Origin of the sequence: Dactylosporangium sp. NPDC051485 (assembly GCF_040682015.1) — a bacterium.
Taxonomy (GTDB): Bacteria; Actinomycetota; Actinomycetes; order Mycobacteriales; family Micromonosporaceae; genus Dactylosporangium.
This window is the reverse complement of the sequence record NZ_JBFAZW010000017.1, coordinates 31,685-48,251: the sequence shown is the minus strand read 5'-3', so window position 1 is coordinate 48,251 and position 16,567 is coordinate 31,685. Positions and strand designations below refer to the sequence as shown.

The 16,567-nt window shown below is 74.8% G+C and carries 18 protein-coding genes; 10 read left to right on the top strand and 8 right to left on the bottom strand.

What is annotated here, in order from left to right; translation table 11 throughout:
- Window positions 1-54: 54 nt before the first annotated feature.
- The 7 genes from AB0M46_RS12415 to AB0M46_RS12385 all read left to right on the top strand — a co-directional run bounded on the left by AB0M46_RS12415 (window position 55) and on the right by AB0M46_RS12385 (window position 7,124).
- On the top strand, window positions 55-1,257 hold the full coding sequence (locus AB0M46_RS12415; protein WP_363335252.1) for a polysaccharide lyase family 7 protein: 1,203 nt from the start codon (window positions 55-57) through the stop codon (window positions 1,255-1,257).
- Window positions 1,258-1,303: 46 nt separating this feature from the next.
- Window positions 1,304-1,942: a DUF3159 domain-containing protein gene (locus AB0M46_RS12410; RefSeq protein WP_363335250.1), complete on the top strand. Its 639-nt coding sequence runs from the start codon at window positions 1,304-1,306 to the stop codon at window positions 1,940-1,942.
- A gap of 211 nt (window positions 1,943-2,153) precedes the next feature.
- The gene (locus AB0M46_RS12405) at window positions 2,154-2,813 is read left to right on the top strand and encodes a hypothetical protein (protein WP_363335249.1); all 660 of its coding nucleotides are present in this window, start codon (window positions 2,154-2,156) and stop codon (window positions 2,811-2,813) included.
- A gap of 28 nt (window positions 2,814-2,841) precedes the next feature.
- The gene (locus AB0M46_RS12400) at window positions 2,842-3,558 is read left to right on the top strand and encodes a tyrosine-protein phosphatase (protein ID WP_363335247.1); all 717 of its coding nucleotides are present in this window, start codon (window positions 2,842-2,844) and stop codon (window positions 3,556-3,558) included.
- Window positions 3,559-3,631: 73 nt separating this feature from the next.
- A complete protein-coding gene (locus tag AB0M46_RS12395) occupies window positions 3,632-4,516 on the top strand; it encodes a septum formation family protein (protein WP_363335245.1) in 885 nt (294 codons plus the stop codon).
- A gap of 2 nt (window positions 4,517-4,518) precedes the next feature.
- Entirely contained in the window at window positions 4,519-5,424 is a 906-nt protein-coding gene (locus tag AB0M46_RS12390) for a septum formation family protein (protein ID WP_363335243.1), read from the top strand.
- Window positions 5,425-5,582: 158 nt separating this feature from the next.
- Window positions 5,583-7,124 carry an ABC-F family ATP-binding cassette domain-containing protein gene (locus AB0M46_RS12385; RefSeq protein ID WP_363335242.1) on the top strand — a complete coding sequence of 514 codons (1,542 nt, stop codon included), beginning with the start codon at window positions 5,583-5,585 and terminating at the stop codon, window positions 7,122-7,124.
- Window positions 7,125-7,128: 4 nt separating this feature from the next.
- Here the strand turns inward: AB0M46_RS12385 and AB0M46_RS12380 are convergent, their stop codons facing one another.
- From AB0M46_RS12380 to AB0M46_RS12370, 3 genes are all read right to left on the bottom strand, one after another.
- Entirely contained in the window at window positions 7,129-7,272 is a 144-nt protein-coding gene (locus AB0M46_RS12380) for a hypothetical protein (protein WP_363335240.1), read from the bottom strand.
- Window positions 7,273-7,316: 44 nt separating this feature from the next.
- Complete coding sequence (locus AB0M46_RS12375; protein ID WP_363335239.1) at window positions 7,317-7,817, bottom strand: hypothetical protein; 501 nt, start codon at window positions 7,815-7,817, stop codon at window positions 7,317-7,319.
- An 83-nt stretch (window positions 7,818-7,900) separates the two neighbouring features.
- Window positions 7,901-8,923, bottom strand: coding sequence for an FAD-dependent oxidoreductase (locus tag AB0M46_RS12370; protein WP_363335238.1), 1,023 nt, complete (start codon window positions 8,921-8,923; stop codon window positions 7,901-7,903).
- A gap of 140 nt (window positions 8,924-9,063) precedes the next feature.
- Here AB0M46_RS12370 and AB0M46_RS12365 point away from each other — a divergent pair, with 140 nt between their 5' ends.
- The 3 genes from AB0M46_RS12365 to AB0M46_RS12355 all read left to right on the top strand — a co-directional run bounded on the left by AB0M46_RS12365 (window position 9,064) and on the right by AB0M46_RS12355 (window position 12,408).
- Window positions 9,064-10,035 carry an aminoglycoside phosphotransferase family protein gene (locus AB0M46_RS12365; RefSeq protein WP_363335236.1) on the top strand — a complete coding sequence of 324 codons (972 nt, stop codon included), beginning with the start codon at window positions 9,064-9,066 and terminating at the stop codon, window positions 10,033-10,035.
- Between the two features lie 94 nt (window positions 10,036-10,129).
- Window positions 10,130-11,857, top strand: coding sequence for a PAS domain S-box protein (locus AB0M46_RS12360; protein ID WP_363335234.1), 1,728 nt, complete (start codon window positions 10,130-10,132; stop codon window positions 11,855-11,857).
- The gene (locus AB0M46_RS12355) at window positions 11,857-12,408 is read left to right on the top strand and encodes a GNAT family N-acetyltransferase (RefSeq protein WP_363335233.1); all 552 of its coding nucleotides are present in this window, start codon (window positions 11,857-11,859) and stop codon (window positions 12,406-12,408) included. The genes AB0M46_RS12360 and AB0M46_RS12355 overlap by 1 nt, the downstream gene beginning before the upstream one ends.
- Before the next feature lie 79 nt (window positions 12,409-12,487).
- Here AB0M46_RS12355 and AB0M46_RS12350 read toward each other — a convergent pair whose 3' ends face one another.
- The 5 genes from AB0M46_RS12350 to AB0M46_RS12330 all read right to left on the bottom strand — a co-directional run bounded on the left by AB0M46_RS12350 (window position 12,488) and on the right by AB0M46_RS12330 (window position 16,495).
- Entirely contained in the window at window positions 12,488-12,793 is a 306-nt protein-coding gene (locus AB0M46_RS12350; protein ID WP_363335231.1) for a ribosomal protein L7/L12, read from the bottom strand.
- 4 nt (window positions 12,794-12,797) lie between these two features.
- Window positions 12,798-12,977, bottom strand: a complete 180-nt coding sequence (locus tag AB0M46_RS12345; RefSeq protein ID WP_363335229.1) for a hypothetical protein — start codon at window positions 12,975-12,977, stop codon at window positions 12,798-12,800.
- 117 nt (window positions 12,978-13,094) lie between these two features.
- On the bottom strand, window positions 13,095-14,582 hold the full coding sequence (locus AB0M46_RS12340; protein WP_363335228.1) for a DUF2142 domain-containing protein: 1,488 nt from the start codon (window positions 14,580-14,582) through the stop codon (window positions 13,095-13,097).
- A 67-nt stretch (window positions 14,583-14,649) separates the two neighbouring features.
- A complete protein-coding gene (locus tag AB0M46_RS12335; RefSeq protein WP_363335226.1) occupies window positions 14,650-15,090 on the bottom strand; it encodes a universal stress protein in 441 nt (146 codons plus the stop codon).
- Between the two features lie 142 nt (window positions 15,091-15,232).
- Window positions 15,233-16,495: a cytochrome P450 gene (locus AB0M46_RS12330; protein WP_363335224.1), complete on the bottom strand. Its 1,263-nt coding sequence runs from the start codon at window positions 16,493-16,495 to the stop codon at window positions 15,233-15,235.
- Window positions 16,496-16,567: the final 72 nt, after the last annotated feature.

Below are 16,567 nucleotides of genomic sequence, written 5' to 3'. Positions count from 1 at the left end.
CATCGATGAAGGCGTTTATTGGCAGCCACTCTGCCCAATCGGAGGAAGCCGCCCATGAACCGCCGCGCCAAGCTCCTCATCCTCTTCACCGCCACGGCCGTGGCCGGGGCGCTCGGCGTCCTCGGCATCACGGCCGCCACCGCCGCGACCGCCGGGCCGATCACCGGGCTCGGCGGCAAGTGCGTCGACGTCGCCGGGGCCAGCAGCGCCAACGGCACGGCCGTGCAGCTGTACGACTGCAACGGCTCCACCGCCCAGAGCTGGACCGTCGGCGCCGCCGACCGCACCGTCCGGGCCCTGGGCAAGTGCCTCGACGTCACCGCCGCCGGGACCGCCAACGGCACGACGACCCAGCTGTACGACTGCAACGGCACCGCCGCCCAGCAGTGGACGAGCAACGGCGCCACGCTGGTCAACGCCGGCTCGGGCAAGTGCCTCGACGCCACGGGCCAGAGCTCGGCCAACGGCACCCGGCTGCAGATCTGGTCCTGCACCGGCGCGGCCAACCAGTCCTGGACGCTGCCCGGCGGCACCACCACCCCCACCACGCCACCCGCGGCCGGCCTCGACCCGGCCGTCGCCCCCGGCGGCAACTTCGACCTGTCCATCTGGCAGCTGCAGCTGCCGATCGGCAGCCCCGGCGCCCCGACCACCATCCCGGCGTCGCAGCTGAAGGGGCCCAACGGGTACACCAACCCGACGTACTTCTTCACCGACAAGACCGACGGCTCGATGACCTTCTGGGCGCCGGAGAAGGGCGTGACCACGCCGAACTCCAACTACGCGCGCTCCGAGCTGCGCGAGATGAACGCCAGCGGCAGCGCCGCGGACTGGCGGCTGGCCGGCTCGCACAAGCTCTCGGCCACGCTGCGCATCCCGTCGGTGACCCAGAACGTGTGCGTCGGCCAGGTGCACCTCGGCTCGGGCGGCACGTCGACGAAGCCGCTGCTGGAGCTGTACTACCGGCCCAACGGCGACATCATCCTCGGCACCGAGAACTCCCCGGACGGCGGGCAGACCCTGCACACGGTCGGCAACGTCCCGCTCGGCACCAAGTGGAGCTACGTGATCGCCATCACCGGCGGCAACACGATCAAGCTCACCGTCAACGGCTCCACGACGAGCTATGCGATCCCGTCGTCGTTCAACCAGTACGGGATGTACTTCAAGGCAGGCTCCTACAACCAGTCCTCGTCGGACAGCACGACCAACGGCGCCAAGGTGAAGTTCTATGCCCTGACGGTCAGCCACGGCTGAGCGCGGCTAGGCTTGCCTCCGCAAATTGCAGGAGCGGGGGTACGGCATGGCGCGCGAGGAGTCGCTGAGCGATCTGCTGGGTGGCTGGCGCTCGGCGGTCGAGACCGCCGTGCCGGTGCTCGGGTTCGCCGCCGGCTGGCTGGCCGGCGGCCGCTCGATCCCCCTCGGCGCGGGCATCGCGGTGCTGGCCGGCGCCGCCGTGGCCGGATGGCGCGTCGCCGCCGGCCGGCGCCCGGTCGGCACCGTGGTCAGCCTGCTCGTCGTGTGCGTCGGCGCGCTGGTGGCGCTGCGCACCGGCCGGGCCGCGGACTTCTTCGGCGTGCGGGTGCTCACGAACGCGGCCTCGGCGCTGGCCTGGGCCGCGAGCATCCTCGTGCGGTGGCCGCTGCTGGGCGTGGTGGTGGGCACGGTGCTGGGGCAGAAGACCCGGTGGCGCGCCGACCCGGACCTGCTGCGCGGGTACCAGCACGCCAGCTGGGTGTGGGTGGCGCAGTACCTCGTGCGGCTGCTCGTCTTCGTCCCGCTCTGGTGGGCGGGCACCGTGGTGTGGCTGGCCGCCGCGCAGGCCGCCCTCACCTGGCCCCTGGTGGCGGCGTGCCTGGCGGTGAGCTGGTGGGTGCTGCGCCGCGCCCTGCCCGAGGGCCACCCGGGCATCCGCCACCCAAAGGCCCTGCAGCGCACCTGACACCCGCTTTGCAGGGCTCCCGCTCGGACACGCGGCATGCCACCGCCCCCGGGCTGTGCGCGCCGCGGACCACACGCCACGGCAGATCCGTGCGTCACCCACAGGGCCGCGCCGCCGTTGTGCAGTCGGACGCGTGCGCGTTGATCCCACGTCTGGACACGGCGGATCGGCGCGCCGTGCCGTTACTCCGACGCGCGACGGGATGGATGCCATGGACGGGACCGCCACCGATCAGCTCAGCTTGACCGCCGCGGAGCTGTCGTTCCTGCTGGCCAGCGGGGACCGGCAGGGGCAGACGCCGCGGCTGCTCGGCCTGGGCGACGCCGACCGCACCGACGCGGTGCTCAGCGCCGGGCTCGGCTCGCTGCTGCTGCGCCACCTGGCCGCCCCGGTCGACGGCAGCCGGCTGGAGATGGCCCCGGCCGTCGCCGCGGTCGCCGCCGGGCTGCACCGGCCGCGCGGCTTCGTGCAGCTCGGGCTCACCGCCGACGACCACGCCGACGGGGCGCTGCTCATCGCCGCCGAGCGGATCCGGGTGCTGGTCGCGGGCCGGGCGTACCGCTGCTACGACGTCACCCCGCTGGCCCCCGAGGCCGACCCGCGCGACGCGCTGCTGGCCGTGGCGGACAAGTTCCTGCACCGGCACCGGCCGGCGATCGCCACGTTCGCGGCCAGTTCCGCCGCCGACTTCGAGCGGGGCCTCCAGCCGGGCCGGGCGACGCTGTCCTCGTCGCCCGACGGCACCTGGCGGGTGGTGACCCGCGACGGCACCGAGACCACCGCCGAGGACTTCGACGCGGCCGCCGGCGTCCTGCGCGAGGAGCTGGCCCGGATGATGCCGACGCAGCCGGCGCGATCGGCACAGTCGTAGGGAAGCTCCACACGCTAGGGTCGTTGCCGTGCGCAATATCGACCACCCCAACCTGTTCAACTTCCGCGATCTGGGCGGCTACCCCGCCGCCGACGGGCGCACCACCCGTTGGCGGCGGCTGTACCGGTCCGACTCGCTGAGCCGGATCGACCCCGCCGACGCGGCGTCGTTCACCGCGCTCGGCGTGCGCACCGTCATCGACCTGCGCCGGCCGCGGGAGATCGAGCGGGACGGGCGGGTGCACGCGTTCGACGGGCTGCGGTACCACCACCTCAACCCCATGCACGCGGAGTGGGAGGAGGCGACCGACCACGACGAGCCCAGCGACGCCCGCTGGCTCGCCAACCGCTACCTCGACCTGGCCGAGCACGGCCACGCCGCGATCGCCGGCGCGGTCGAGGTGATCGCCGACGCCGACAACGCGCCGGTGGTCGTGCACTGCGTGGCCGGCAAGGACCGCACCGGCGTGGTGTCGGCGCTGACCCTGGCCGTCCTCGGCGTGCCCGACCCGGTCATCGCCGAGGACTACGCGCTGACCAGCGCGGCCACCGACCGCAGCATCGCCTTCCTGCGCGGGCTCAACCCGCAGATCGCCGAGATGCCGACCCGCTGGCTGCTGTCGCCGGCCGAGACGATGCTGCTGTTCCTGGCCGACGTGCGGCAGCGCCACGGCTCGATCGAGGGCTACCTGCGCCTGCCCGACGAGGTCTACCGGCGGCTGGAGACGAACCTGCTGGAAACGTGACGGCGGCGGGACCGCAGGCGGTCAAGGTCATATGTATAGTGCCCCTCGCATTTCGTTCGCGGGGGAGGCAGAAGTGAAGCGGATCGCGGTGGCGGCGATCGCCGTCGCGCTGGCCGGGTTGCTCGGCGGCTGCGGCGTCAAGGTCGGCGACGGCGACCTCACCAACGACTGGGCCATGCTGCCCGCGGCCAAGGTGCCCGAGCCGCAGGCCGGCTTCTGCTGGACCACGTCGGCCACCGAGGCCAGCGCCAGGACGATCTACCTCGACCGCGCCACCTGCGACGCCACGCACACCTTCGAGACGGTCAAGGTCGGGCACTTCACCGGCAGCGCCGCGTCGGCCGACACGGCGCCGGAGGGGGCGGCGCTCAAGGACGCGTGGGCGGACTGCGACAGGGCGGCCGGGGACTACCTCGGCGGCGACTGGCAGTCCGGCCGGGTGTTCGTCACGGTCACCCGCCCGACCAACGCCGAGTGGCACGGCGGCGGCCGCTTCTACAGCTGCAACGTCGCCGCCGTGCGCACCGAGGGCGGCGAGTTCGACCCGCGCCGCGACTCCCTGAAGGGCGCCCTGGCGGGCGACGGCAAGCTGCGGCTCGGCTGCGGCAACCAGGTCGGCACCACCTCGACCAGCTGGGACGACATCTCGCCGGTCGCGTGCACCGACGCGCACGACGTGGAGTACGTCGGCTGGGTCAGCAGCCCGTCGGACACCTACCCGGCCGACGACAAGAGCTACGACGCCGCCTTCGGCAAGACCTGCGAGGCCAAGATGCTCAGCTACATCGGCATGAGCCGCAGCCACCTGTCGTCGCAGCGGGCGCTGTCCTTCGGCTACTGGATGACCTCCGGCAAGGACGAGTGGGCCGCGGGCAACCACAGCGCCCACTGCTACCTCATGCTGGACAAGAAGAAGATCAACCGGTCGCTCAAGGGCGCCGGCGACACGACGGTCTGACCGTGCGCCGCGCCCTCGCCCTCGTCGCCGCGGCAGTGCTGCTGCTCGGCTCCCTGTCCGGTTGCGCCCGCCCGTCCGGCACCGACGGCGACCTGGTCGACGACTGGGCCATGCTGCCCGCGGGCAAGGTCCCCGAGCCGGTGGTCGGCGCGTGCTTCGACTCGGCCGGCTACAACGCGTACGACGTCACGGCCTTCGAGATGCCGGGCACGCCCGTGCCCTGCGACGGGCCGCACCAGGTGGAGACCGCCGCCGTCGGGCAACTGCCGCCGGATCTGGCGAAGGCGCCCAAGCGCCCGGAGCGCGACCAGTTCGCGCCCGTGTACCCGGCGTGCGAGCAGGCCGTCGCGCAGTACCTCGGGGCCGACTGGCAGTCCGGCCGGCTGTACCTCTACCTGAAGCCGCCCACCTACGCGCAGTGGCTCGGCGGCCTGCGCACCTATCACTGCGACGTCGTCGCGATCGGCCCGGACCACTCCAGGATCGTCCGCTTCGACAAGCCGTTCAAGGGCGCGGCCGCGCCCGGCGGCCCCCTCGCCGCGGGGTGCTTCACCACGAGCGGCGGCGACGCGAACGTGTTGTTCCGGACGGCCGACCCGGCCCCGTGCACCGGCCCGCACGACCTGGAGTACGCCGGCTTCGTCACCGTCCCGGCCACCACCGCCTACCCGGCCTCCAGTGCGGAGCAAGGCAAACTCTTCGGCGACGCCTGCGAGGCCAAGGTGCTCGCCTACATGGGCATGACCCGGGCGAACTACAGACGGCAGAACAACGTCTCCACCATCTCGTGGGGCCCGTCCGGCGAGACCGGCTGGAAGGCCGGCGACCACTCCGCGCGCTGCTACCTCATGTCGCACAACCGCACGCTCTCCCGGTCGGTCAAGGGCATCGGCAACCTCACAATCTAGTGGCGTTGCCGGGACCGGCCGCGTCTGGTTACCCTGAAGGCGATGTGATCACCGGACCTTCCCGCGCCCGCGCCTGAGGCCTCGCTGCCCGGCGGGCGGAAGCAACTTCCTTCCGGTGGTCAGCCTTGTCCCAGTCTCCCCTACTCGCCCATGACCTCGTGCGCACGTTCAGCGGCCGCCGCGTGCTCGACGGGGTCTCCCTCACCGCCGCCCCCGGCCGCCGCATCGGCCTGATCGGGGAGAACGGCACCGGCAAGTCGACGCTGCTGCGCCTGCTGGCCGGCGCCGACGAACCCGACGGCGGCACCGTCGTGCGCCCGGCAGACCTCGGCTACCTGCACCAGGAGATGCCGTACGACCCGGCCGCCACGGTCGCCGACGTGCTCGACGACGCGCTGCGCGAGGCGCGGGCGTGCCTGGCCGGCCTCGACGCGGCCCTCGCCGCCGACCGCCTCGACGACTACGCCACGCTGCTGGAGCGGGCCGAGGAGCTCGAGGCCTGGGACGCCGACCGCCGCGCCGAGCTGGTGCTCGCCGGTCTCGGTCTGGCCGCGGTACCGCACGATCGCGCCCTTCGGACCCTGTCGGGCGGGCAGCGTGGCCGGCTGGCGCTCGCCGCCCTGCTCGTGCGGCGCCCCGCCGCGCTGCTGCTCGACGAGCCCACCAACCACCTCGACGACGGCGCCGCGGCGTTCCTGGAGGAGCAGCTGCGCGGCCTGCCCGGCGCCGTGGTGCTGGCCAGCCACGACCGGGCCTTCCTGGACGCCGTGTGCACCGACCTGATCGACCTCGACCCGGCGATCGACGGCCCGGTCCGCTACGGCGGCGGGTACACCGCCTACCAGGCCGAGCGGCGGGCCGAGCGGGAGCGCTGGGAGCGCCGCTTCGCCGAGGAGCAGCAGGAGCTGGCCGAGCTGCGCCACGCCGTCGCCGTCAGCGCGCACCAGGTGGCGCACAACCGGGCGAAGCGCGACAACGAGAAGATGAACTTCGGCCGGACCACGGGCCGGGTCGAGGGGCAGATCTCCCGGCGGGTACGCAACGCCTCCCGCCGCCTGGACACGCTGACCGGCGAGCAGGTCCGCAAGCCCCCGCCGCCGCTGCGCTTCCGCCCCCGCCCGCTGGCCGTCACGGACGCGGCCGACGGCCTGCTCGTATCGGTGCGCGACCTGCACGTGCCGGGCCGGCTGCGGCTGGAGCGCCTCGACCTGCCCGTCGGTGACCGGCTGCTCGTCACCGGGCCCAACGGCAGCGGCAAGTCGACGCTGCTGGGCGCGCTGGCCGGCCGGCTGCCCGCGGACGCGGTGCGGCGCCGTCCCGCGCTGCGGGTCGGCCTGCTCACCCAGGACACGGTCTTCGACCGCGCGGACCGCACGGCGCTGCAGACCTACGAGGCGGTGCTCGGCGCCGAGCGGGCGGAGGCGGTACCGCTGCGAAGCCTCGGCCTGCTCGCCCCCCGCGACGCCGCCCGGCCCGTCGGCGACCTGTCGGTGGGCCAGCGCCGCCGGCTCGACCTCGCCCTGCTGATCGCCGACCCGCCGGACCTGCTCCTGCTCGACGAGCCGACCAACCACCTCTCCCCCGCGCTGTGCGACGAGCTGGAGGAGGCCCTGGCCAGCGGCCCGGGCGCGGTCGTGATCGCCAGCCACGACCGCTGGCTGCGCGCCCGCTGGACCGGCCGCAGCGTCGCGCTGTCCTGAACGTTCAGTCGCGGGAGACGATCCACCAGATCACCGGCGCGGACGCCAGCGCCACCGCCCCCAGGCAGCACAGGGTGCCGCCGAAGGGGTTGCGGATGCCGGTGGCCCCGTCGTGGTCCGAGCCGGCGATGACGCCCGAGCCGCCCACAGCGCGACCCCGGCGAGCGGCGGCCCGGCTCAGGGAAGCTCGGCTCAGGGAAGCTCGGCGCGCTCGCCCGTCGCCTCGTCGGTGACGTGGACGCGCTGCCCGTCGGCCGGGCGGTGGCGGGGGGTGGCGAGCACCGCGGCCAGGCGGGACACGCCGTCGCGCCACCACTGCCCGTCGGGCACGCCGAAGAGCGCCCCGTCGAGGTCGGAGTGGACGGTCACGTCGAGGTCGCGCCAGACCTGCTCGCCGCCGACCAGCTCGCCCGGCCGCTGCGGCCCGGCGGCCACCGCGGTGGCGCGGGACAGCTCGGTGTACCACATCCCGGACCGGATGACGTCCTCGATCGGCTTCTCCTCGCCGAGGGGCGCGGTCACGCTGGCCCCGCGCACCGAGGCCGACAGTGCGCCGCCGCGGTGCAGCACCAGCTCCACCCGGGCCCCGTCCCCGGCCAGCCGCAGCAGGTCGGCGGCGGTCCAGGCGGCGATGACCAGCGGCCAGTCGGCGGCCGGATACGCGCCGAAGTACATGCCGGGATGTGCCTTCACCGCGTCGGACACCGAACGTGCCCGAGCACGCAGGCGCGGTAACCCTTGGTCAGCCACGGGCAAGATTGTGGCAGTCGCTCCCGTCAATGCGCAGCCCGCTGCACCGGATTTAACAATCCGCCGGCGACGATCGACCGGACCGCGTCCCGGCCGGCCCGGTTGGCGCCGACCGTGCTCGCCGACGGGCCGTAGCCGATGAGGTGCAGGCGCGGCTCGCGGGCGGTGCGGGTGCCGAGCATGCGGATGCCGCCGCCCGGCTCGCGCAGGTGCAGCGGGGCCAGGTGGGCCAGGTCGGCGCGGAAGCCGGTGGCCCAGATGACGGCGTCGAAGGGCTCGAAGCGATCGCCCCACACGGCGCCGCCCGGGACCAGCCGGTCGAACATCGGGTGGCGCACGAGCGCCCCGCGGGCCAGGGCCGCCTTGGCCAGGGCGGTGTAGCCGAGGCCGGTCACGCTCACCACGCTGCGCGGGGGCAGGCCGGCGGCGACGCGCTCGGCGACCTGGGCCACCACGGCCCGGCCGAAGTCCTCGGTGAAGTCGTCCTCGTGGAAGACCGGCTCGCGCCGGGTGACCCAGTAGGCGCCGGGCAGCTCCGCCAGGACGTGGATCGCGGAGTTGCCGCCGCCGACCACCAGGACCCGCCGGCCGGCGAACTCCTGCGGCCCGCGGTAGGCGGCGTAGTGCAGCTGGCGGCCGCGGAAGTCGGCGATGCCCGGGTAGTAGGGGACGTACGGCGCGCGCCAGGTGCCGGTGGCGTTGACGACCGCCCGCGCGGTCCACTCGCCGACTCGCAGGCCGCCGTCGGCCCGGGTGACCTCGTGGACCGGGTAGGGCCGGCGCACCGGCAGGTCGAAGGCCCGCTCGTACTCGCGGAAGTAGCCGGCGACGACGCTGGCCGCGGGGCCGGACGGCGGCGGGGTGAAGGGCATCCCGGGCAGGTCGAAGATGCGGTGCAGCGACTCCACGCCGAGCGAGGGCGAGCGGTGCCGCCAGGCGCCGCCCGGTCCGTCGCCGGCGTCGAGCACCACGAAGTCCAGGCCGCGCCGCCGCAGCCAGTAGGCGGCGGACAGGCCGGCCTGGCCCGCGCCGATCACCACGACGTCCACGGCTGGTGCAACCCCGCCGCGCACGCGTGTCATACCGGCCGGTGACGGACCTTACGTCGCCTTGCCCCGCGCCGTGGTGCTCAGCCGATCACGGTGTCGAGGTCCCCACGGCCGGCCCGCCGGCGGGTAAGGTCTGCGGGATGTCCGCCGTCATCAGCCCGACCCAGCGCGTCCTGACCCCGGAGGATGTCGCCGCACTCCTGCGCGAGCACTTCGGCCTCACCGTGACCGGCTGCGCCCCGCTCGCCGGCGGCACCTTCGCCGCGGTCTGGCGGGCCACGCTGCCCGACGGCACCGGCGCCGTGGTGAAGATCGGCCCGCCGGCCGGGGTGCCACTGCTGCGCTACGAGCAGGGCCTCATCGCCGCCGAGGCACGCTACTACGAGCTGGCCGGCTCGGCCGGCGGGGTGCCCGTGCCGCCGGTGCTGCACGCCGACGAGGAGGCCGTCGTGGTCGGCCTGCTGCCCGGCCGGCCGCTGGCCGAGCAGCACGAGCAGAACCCCCAGGACCAGGATTCGGTACGGCGCGAGCTCGGCACGGCACTGCGGCACCTGCACACCGTCAAGGGCTTCCGGTTCGGCTACGACGGCGAGGGGCGGGCAAGCGGCGACACCTGGCCGGAGGCCTACGCGGCGATGACGGCGGGCCTGCTCGCCGACGCCCGCGACTGGGGCGTGACGCTGCCGGCCCCCGACGAGCAGATCATGGCGGTCGCGCAGCGGCACGCCGGCGCCCTGGCCGAGGTGAAGGTGCCCTCGCTGGTGCACTTCGACCTCTGGGACGGCAACGTGCTGTGCGAGGGCGGCCGCCTCACCGGGCTGGTCGACGGCGAGCGGTACTTCTGGGGCGACCCGCTCTACGACTTCGTGTGCACGGCGATCGGCCGGCGCATGGAGGACGAGCCGGACCACCCCGTCCTGCGCGGGTACTACGGCAAGTCGAGCCACGCGTTCACCCCGGCCGAGCAGGTGCGGCTCGGGCTGTACCGAATCCAGTTCTGCCTGCTGCTCCTGGCCGAGATGCCGAGCCGGGCGATGACCGGCGAGGTCGCGCGGGAGCGGCGCGAATGGGTGACGCCCAAGCTGCTGGAGGGCCTGCAAGCCCTGCGCTGAGCGCCGCGAATGTGATAGAAATCGTTATCCGGCGGTGAGGATGTCGATGGGCACGCGCGGCGCATGGCGACTCCTGGCGGGCTATGGCGCACTCATGGCGGCGCTCGCCACGGTACTCTTCGTCCGGCCGGGCCTCGACTCCGTCGCCTGGGCCGGCATCGGCCTCGCCTCGGCCGGCGCGATCGTGGCCGGCATCGTCCGCTACCGCCCGCGGCGCTCCAGCCCGTGGTGGGCGCTGTCCGCCGCGCTGGTCGCGATGATGCTCGGCGACTTCGCCTACGGCCTGGTCGCGCCGAGCGACGCCGATCCGCCCGCCCTGGCCCAGCTGTCCTACCTGGCCATGTTCCCGATCGTGGCGATCGCGCTGATCGGGCTGACCCGCGAGACGGCGTTCCTCGACGACCGCTCCCGCCTGATCGACCTGCTCGCGCTGGGCACCGCCGGCCTGCTCGCCGGCTGGGTGTTCATCGCCTCGCCGCGGCTGGCCGGCGGCGGCATGACCGCGGCCGACTGGTCGGTACAGGCCGCGTTCACCCTCGGCGACGTCATCCTGCTGGTCGTCACCACCCGCCTGGTCACCGCTACGCCACGCAACGTCTCGGCGGTCCTGCTCGCCGTCGGCGCGGCCGGCATGCTCGCCGGCGACGTGGCCTACGGCATCGGCCGGCCCGACGGCGGCCTGCAGCCCGGCGGGCCGGCCGACGCCGCCTACGTGCTGCTCTACGCCGCCTGGGGCGCCGCCGCGCTGCTGCCGTCGATGGCCCGGCTCACCGCGCCCCCGCGCCAGCCCGTGGCCGTCCGCGAGCCGGTGCACGGCCTGGGCATGGCCCTGCTGCTGGCCTGCGTGGCCTTCGCGCCGCTGCTGCTGCTCGTGCAGGCGCTGACCGGCGGCGTGCACGACGGCCCGATGATCGCCATCGCCTCCGCCATCACCCTCGCGCTGCTGGTGGTGCGGCTCAGCGACGCCATCGCCAAGCACGCCGGCGCCCTGCGCCGCGAGCGGGCCCTGCGCCAGACCGGCACCGTGCTCGCCGGCGCCGCCGACGCCGGCCAGGTCGCCGACGCGGTCCGGGCCGCGGTCCGCACGCTGCTGCCCGGCGACGCCCCGCACGACATCGTCGTCGACTTCAGCCTCACCGACCTGCTGCCACTGGGCGAGCTGTCCGCGCCGCGGGTGCAGCCGGTCGCCGACATCCCGCCGCTGTGGGCCGAGCGCCTCGCCGGCCACGGCGACGTGCTGGTCTGCCCGCTCGACGCCGGGGTGCTCTACGTCGCCGCGGGCCGCCGCGAGCTGGTCACCGCCCTCGACGCCGTGTCGGTGGTGGCCGGCCAGGCCGCCCTGGCGCTGGCCCGCATCGGGCTGACCGAGGCGGCCGGCCGCCGCGACAGCGACGAGTACCTGCGCGCGGTCACCGAGCACGCCGGGGACGTGGTCCTGGTCCTCGACGACGACCAGCGCATCCGCTACACCAGCCCGACCGTCGCCGAGGTGCTCGGCATCTGGCCGGCCCCGTTCGCCACGCTGCGCGAGATCGTCGCCCCGCAGGACCGCGACCAGGTCCGGCGCACGGTCGAGCGGGCGCGCACCGAGGACCGCGACGGCACCCGCGACACGTGGAGCCTGCGCCGCCCGGACGGCACCCGGGTGCTGGTCGAGGTCATCTTCCGCGACCTGCGCGACGACCGCCTGGTCCGCGGCATGGTGGTCACCCTGCGCGACGTCACCGAGCGGCGGCGGGCCGAGCACGAGATGCTGCGCCGCGCGTTCAACGACACCCCCGCCGCCCAGAACCGCGACAGCTCGTCGCGCAAGTTCCACTGATGCGGGTCGTCACCGCCTGGGAGACCGCCCTCACCGGCGCCGACCACCTGGCGCTGTCGGCCCTGCTGCGGGCCGCCTTCCCCGGCCCCGAGTTCGCCCCGGACCGCTCGTGGCCGGCCTCCTGGGCCCGCAAGCAGGCCCGGATCTGGCTGGCCGACGACGGCGGCACCCCGGTCGCCCACCTGGGCCTGGACCGGCGCCTGGCCGGCACGCCCGCGGGCGAGGTCCTCATCGCCGGCGTCGGCGACGTCGCCGTCGCCCCCGGCCACCAGGGCGCGGGCCTCGGCGCCGAGCTGATGCGAGCCCTGGACGCGGCCCTGCGCGACGGCCCGTTCGCCGCCGACTTCGGCTTCGTGCAGTGCCGGGAGGCGGTCGCCGGGTTCTACGCGCGCACCGGCTGGACCCGGGTGCCCAACCCGACCCGGCACGTCGGCGTCCGCGACGGCCGCACCGTGGTCGAGCGCGAGGAGCCGACGCTCGTACGCCCCGGCCGCCGGGCCCTGGCCGAGTGGCCGGACGGGCTGATCGACCTGCGCGGCCTGCCCTGGTGAGGCGCCGGGCCGGTGGCAACGGGCCGTCGCGGGACGGTCACAGGAGGACTCCGGGCCCGCCGCAGTGATGCAACAGCCGCTACAGGCCGCGGAGGCGGGCGATGGCCTCGACGGCGTCCTTGGCCTCCTTCAGGCCGACCCCGGTCGCCTCGCGGTACGCCTTGATCGCCTGGAGCTTCCGCCCGGCGACGAGCTCCTCCAGCACCCCGGGCGGCGCGAGCGGCGTGGGCTCCGCGATGCCGAGGCTGTCCATGATCAGGTCGAGCTTGCGCTCGATCACGGCGATGCGGGCCAGGCGCTGCCGCTCGGCGGCGCCGCGCCCGCCACTGGTGATGAGCAGCCCGATGAGGACGACCAGGAAGAGCACCGGCACGATAAACTCCACGTCGTCACCCCCGGCTCTTGAGGTGCTCGATCACCCCGGGGTCGCGCGGGTGCGGCCGGGTCTGGCCGGTGGCGCAGAAGCCGTGCCGCTCGTAAGCCTCGGGGGCGCCGGCGAGCGCGGCCAGCCGCACGTCGTGCCACTCCTGCCAGTCCTCCGGCCCGAGCCGGCGCACCGCGATGGTCATGCCCCGATTCTCGCAGCGGCGGCAAGCCCTCTCGGACGCGGTGCACCGCTGCTGGGCGCCGGACGGCCACGGCAAGCCCCACGAACGGCCAGGTGCAGCCACGGCCGGGGCGGGCGCTCAGGCGGCGGCATCGGCGGTCTCCCGCACCGGCGCCTCCGCGAGGACGGGCGCGGCGCGGGGGGCGCGCACGAAGGGGTACAGCAGCCAGGCCGCGGCGGCCAGGCCGAGCAGCAGCAGGAGCCACGGCAGGGTCACGCCGGCCGCGGGAACCCAGCGGCCCAGGCCGGGAACGTGGCGCTTGCCGCTGCTGTAGCCGAGCAGCGCGACGGCGAAGCCGGCGACGTGGGTGCCGGCCCAGATGGTCAGGCCCGCGCTGTAGACCCGGCGGCGCAGCGCCTCGCCGCCGGCGTCGCGCAGGGCCCAGGCGGCCAGCAGGGAGGCGCCGACCCACAGGGGCAGGAAGTAGCGGCCCTGCATCCAGAAGCCGACGATGCGCGACATCACCACGTCGGCGGCGATCCCGCCGGCCAGGCACAGCAGCGGGATGGCGGCGATGGACAGGGCCAGGCGGCGGCGGTCGGCGACGGCGAAGCCGGCCACCAGCAGGCCGCCGGCGATGGCTGCCCAGGCGCAGTAGACGAACAGGGGCAGGCCGATGGTGCCGTACCCGAACAGGCCCACGGTCTGGCGCAGCCAGTAGTCGACGTTCTGCTCCAGGATGAGCCGCAGGACCGCGCGCAGCGGCCAGGTGATGGGCTGGGCCTGGTCGCCGAACTCGGCGACGCGGGACGCCTCGACCCACGCCAGGGCGCCCACGACGGCGGCGGCGACCGCGGCGGCGGCCCAGCCGATGCGCCGCGGGCGGGGGAAGCCCATCGCCAGCCAGGCGGCGACGCCGATCGCGGCGACGAGGAGGAAGCCCTCGGGGCGGGTGACGACGAGCGTCACGGCGGCGGCCGCGCCGATGGCGGCGAGGCGGCGGCGCAGCTGGGGCGGGGGGTCGGGCTCCCCGCCGTACCGTCGCAGGAACACCGCCCAGAGCAGCACCGCGGCGTCGATGGCCATGCCGCTGGGGTTGACGATGCCGTTGAGGCACCCCAGCATCGGCGAGGCGGCGAACAGCACGGCCAGCGGCAGGTAACGCCGGCGCATCGGCAGCAGCAGCGCGAGCGCGGTGGCCAGCAGGGCCGCGCACAGCAGCGCGCTGAGCAGCCGGGCGAGGATCACGCCGGTCATGTCGGGCCACGGCAGCAGCGGCCAGCCGACGACGGCGTAGTACACCGGGTCGTAGCGGGCGGCCCGGCTGTGCACGGGCACGGCGGCGCGCGAGTCCGGGGCCGCGCCGAGGCAGTTGGCGCCGGGCGGGTTGACCACCATCATGCAGTCCCAGCCGGTCGGCACGAGGCTCGCCGGGACCACCGGGTAGCCGCCGTCGTTCACGCCCCGGGCCGGCTTGACGAGCACCTGCCCGCGCACCACCCCGGCCGCGCGGACCACGTGGTCGTGTTCGTCGTAGGCCCCGTTGTACGGCGTCAGCAGCGCCCAGGCCGCCCCCACCGCGAAGAACAACAACAGCCCGATCCACCAGCTCCGGCGCTCCCCCACGAGACACGAACTCTGCTCGGTTCGCGGTGTCGGGCGCTGCCACCAACGGGCGACGAGTACATGAACGTCAGGGCACGACGGTGACCGGCCACCGGCCCGCCTTCACCAGGCGCACGGCGAGGGAGCCGACGAACCGGTGTCCGAAGCGGCGGGAGGCGCCGACCACGACGGCGTCGGCCCGCAGCTCGGTGGCGACGCGGACGAGCTCGTTGTAGGGGTCCCCGCGGGTGGGGACGAACTCGATCTGCGCGCCGGTGTGCAGCGCGCCCTCGTGGACCTGCCGGCGCATGTCCTCGATGGACTCGTTGATGGCCTGCTCGACGGCGCCGGCCGCCTCGGCGACGAGGCGGCTCGCGGCGGGCGCGCCGGTCACGAAGACGACGACGAGGCGGGCGCGCTGGCGGCGGGCCAGGCCCGCGGCGTAGGCGCCGGCGCGCATGGAGGTGTCCGATCCATCGACACCGACCACGATGACCTTCGGCCCGTCGGTCCCGAGTTCGAACTGCACGCGAACAGCATGCCGCAGCCGGGCCGCTTTGTCCCTCTGGGGTTCCCGCGAAAGCTTCCTGCCCCGCGTCCACGCGGCGCGGGAAGGGAACGGACCGCAGCTCCGGCGCGACCGGGTCCGCTGTCGTGCCGGCACCGGGGGCTCAGATGGTGACCGGCAGCCGCTCGAACCCGCGCAGCACGCGGGTCGTGCGGCGGCGCGGCTCGCCGTCGAGGCGCAGGCCGGGGTACCGCTCGAACAGCATCCGCAGCCCGATCTCGCCCTCCAGGCGGGCCAGCGCGGCGCCCAGGCAGTAGTGCACCCCGCCGGAGAACGACAGGTGCTCGCGGGCGTTCGCCCGGGTCACGTCGAAGGTGTCCGGATCGGCGAATACCCCGGGATCGCGGTTGGCCCCGCCGAGCATCGCCATCACCACGTGCCCCGGCTCGATGCGCTCCCCCGCCAGCTCGGCCTCCCGCCGGCACACCCGCGCGGTCACCTGCACCGGCGAGTCGACACGCAGCGTCTCCTCGACCGCGTTGCCCCACCGCTGCGGCTCCTCGCGCAGGACCGCCAGCTGCTCGGGGTGGCGCATGAGCAGGAAGGCGCCGGTGCCGAGCAGGTTGACGGTGGTCTCGAAGCCGGCCGCCAGCAGCAGCCCCGCCGTGGCCAGCAGCTCGTGCTCGCTCAGGTCGTCGAGCTGGACCAGCTGGCTGAGCAGGTCGTCGCCGGGCTCCCGGCGCAGCCGCGCGAAGTGCCCGCGCATCCAGTCGTTGACCCTGCGGATGTTGATTTCCGTGCGCCGGTACGTCGAGAAGGGCAGCCCCAGGTCCAGGGTCGGCGCCGCCGCGTGGCCCCAGGCCAGGAACTGCCGCCGCATGTCCAGCGGCACGCCGAGGATCTCCGCGATGACCGTCACCGGCAGCAGCGAGGCGAAGTCGGCCACCAGGTCGGCGGGCTTGTCCCGCAGCAGCTCGTCGCACGTGCGCTCGATGCGCGGCCGCAGCCCCTCGATGGCCCGGGCGGTGAACACCCTGGAGACCAGCCGCCGGTACCGCGTGTGATCCGGCGGATCGACGACCAGCATCGAGGGCGGGTCGACCGGCCCGATCGGCGAGCTGCGCCGGCTGAACCGGAACAGCAGCCCGATCGGCGCCGGCAGCGGCCGGTCGGTGAACCCGACCCCGAAGGCGTCGTGGCGCAGCACCGCGCCGGCCACCTCGTGCCGGGCCGTGGCCCACATGAGCCGCCCGCGCACGAGCGGCGCGGCCTGGCGGATCGTCGCGTAGAACGGGTACGGGTCGCGGCGCACGCCCGGATCGGCGAAGAACCGGGCCTGCTCGTCCCCCTTGCGCGCGGCGGCGTTGATGCCGGCCCGCATGAACCCGTGCTTCGTGGCCCAGCGGACCGCGGTACCAGGCAGCATGGCGCACCCCCTTGGTACTTCACGGTACCAAGGGGGTGCGCCCCGGTCCGCCCGCGAGCCGAGCGGTGGATC

What these genes read in the sequence shown, in the direction of transcription:
- AB0M46_RS12355 (WP_363335233.1), top strand. Translation starts at nt 11,857, where the DNA reads ATGCGGGTCGTCACCGCCTGGGAGACCGCCCTCACCGGCGCCGACCAC.
- AB0M46_RS12345 (WP_363335229.1), bottom strand. Translation starts at nt 12,977, where the DNA reads ATGACCATCGCGGTGCGCCGGCTCGGGCCGGAGGACTGGCAGGAGTGG.
- AB0M46_RS12415 (WP_363335252.1), top strand. Translation starts at nt 55, where the DNA reads ATGAACCGCCGCGCCAAGCTCCTCATCCTCTTCACCGCCACGGCCGTG.
- AB0M46_RS12405 (WP_363335249.1), top strand. Translation starts at nt 2,154, where the DNA reads ATGGACGGGACCGCCACCGATCAGCTCAGCTTGACCGCCGCGGAGCTG.
- AB0M46_RS12360 (WP_363335234.1), top strand. Translation starts at nt 10,130, where the DNA reads ATGGCGGCGCTCGCCACGGTACTCTTCGTCCGGCCGGGCCTCGACTCC.
- AB0M46_RS12330 (WP_363335224.1), bottom strand. Translation starts at nt 16,495, where the DNA reads ATGCTGCCTGGTACCGCGGTCCGCTGGGCCACGAAGCACGGGTTCATG.
- AB0M46_RS12410 (WP_363335250.1), top strand. Translation starts at nt 1,304, where the DNA reads ATGGCGCGCGAGGAGTCGCTGAGCGATCTGCTGGGTGGCTGGCGCTCG.
- AB0M46_RS12365 (WP_363335236.1), top strand. Translation starts at nt 9,064, where the DNA reads ATGTCCGCCGTCATCAGCCCGACCCAGCGCGTCCTGACCCCGGAGGAT.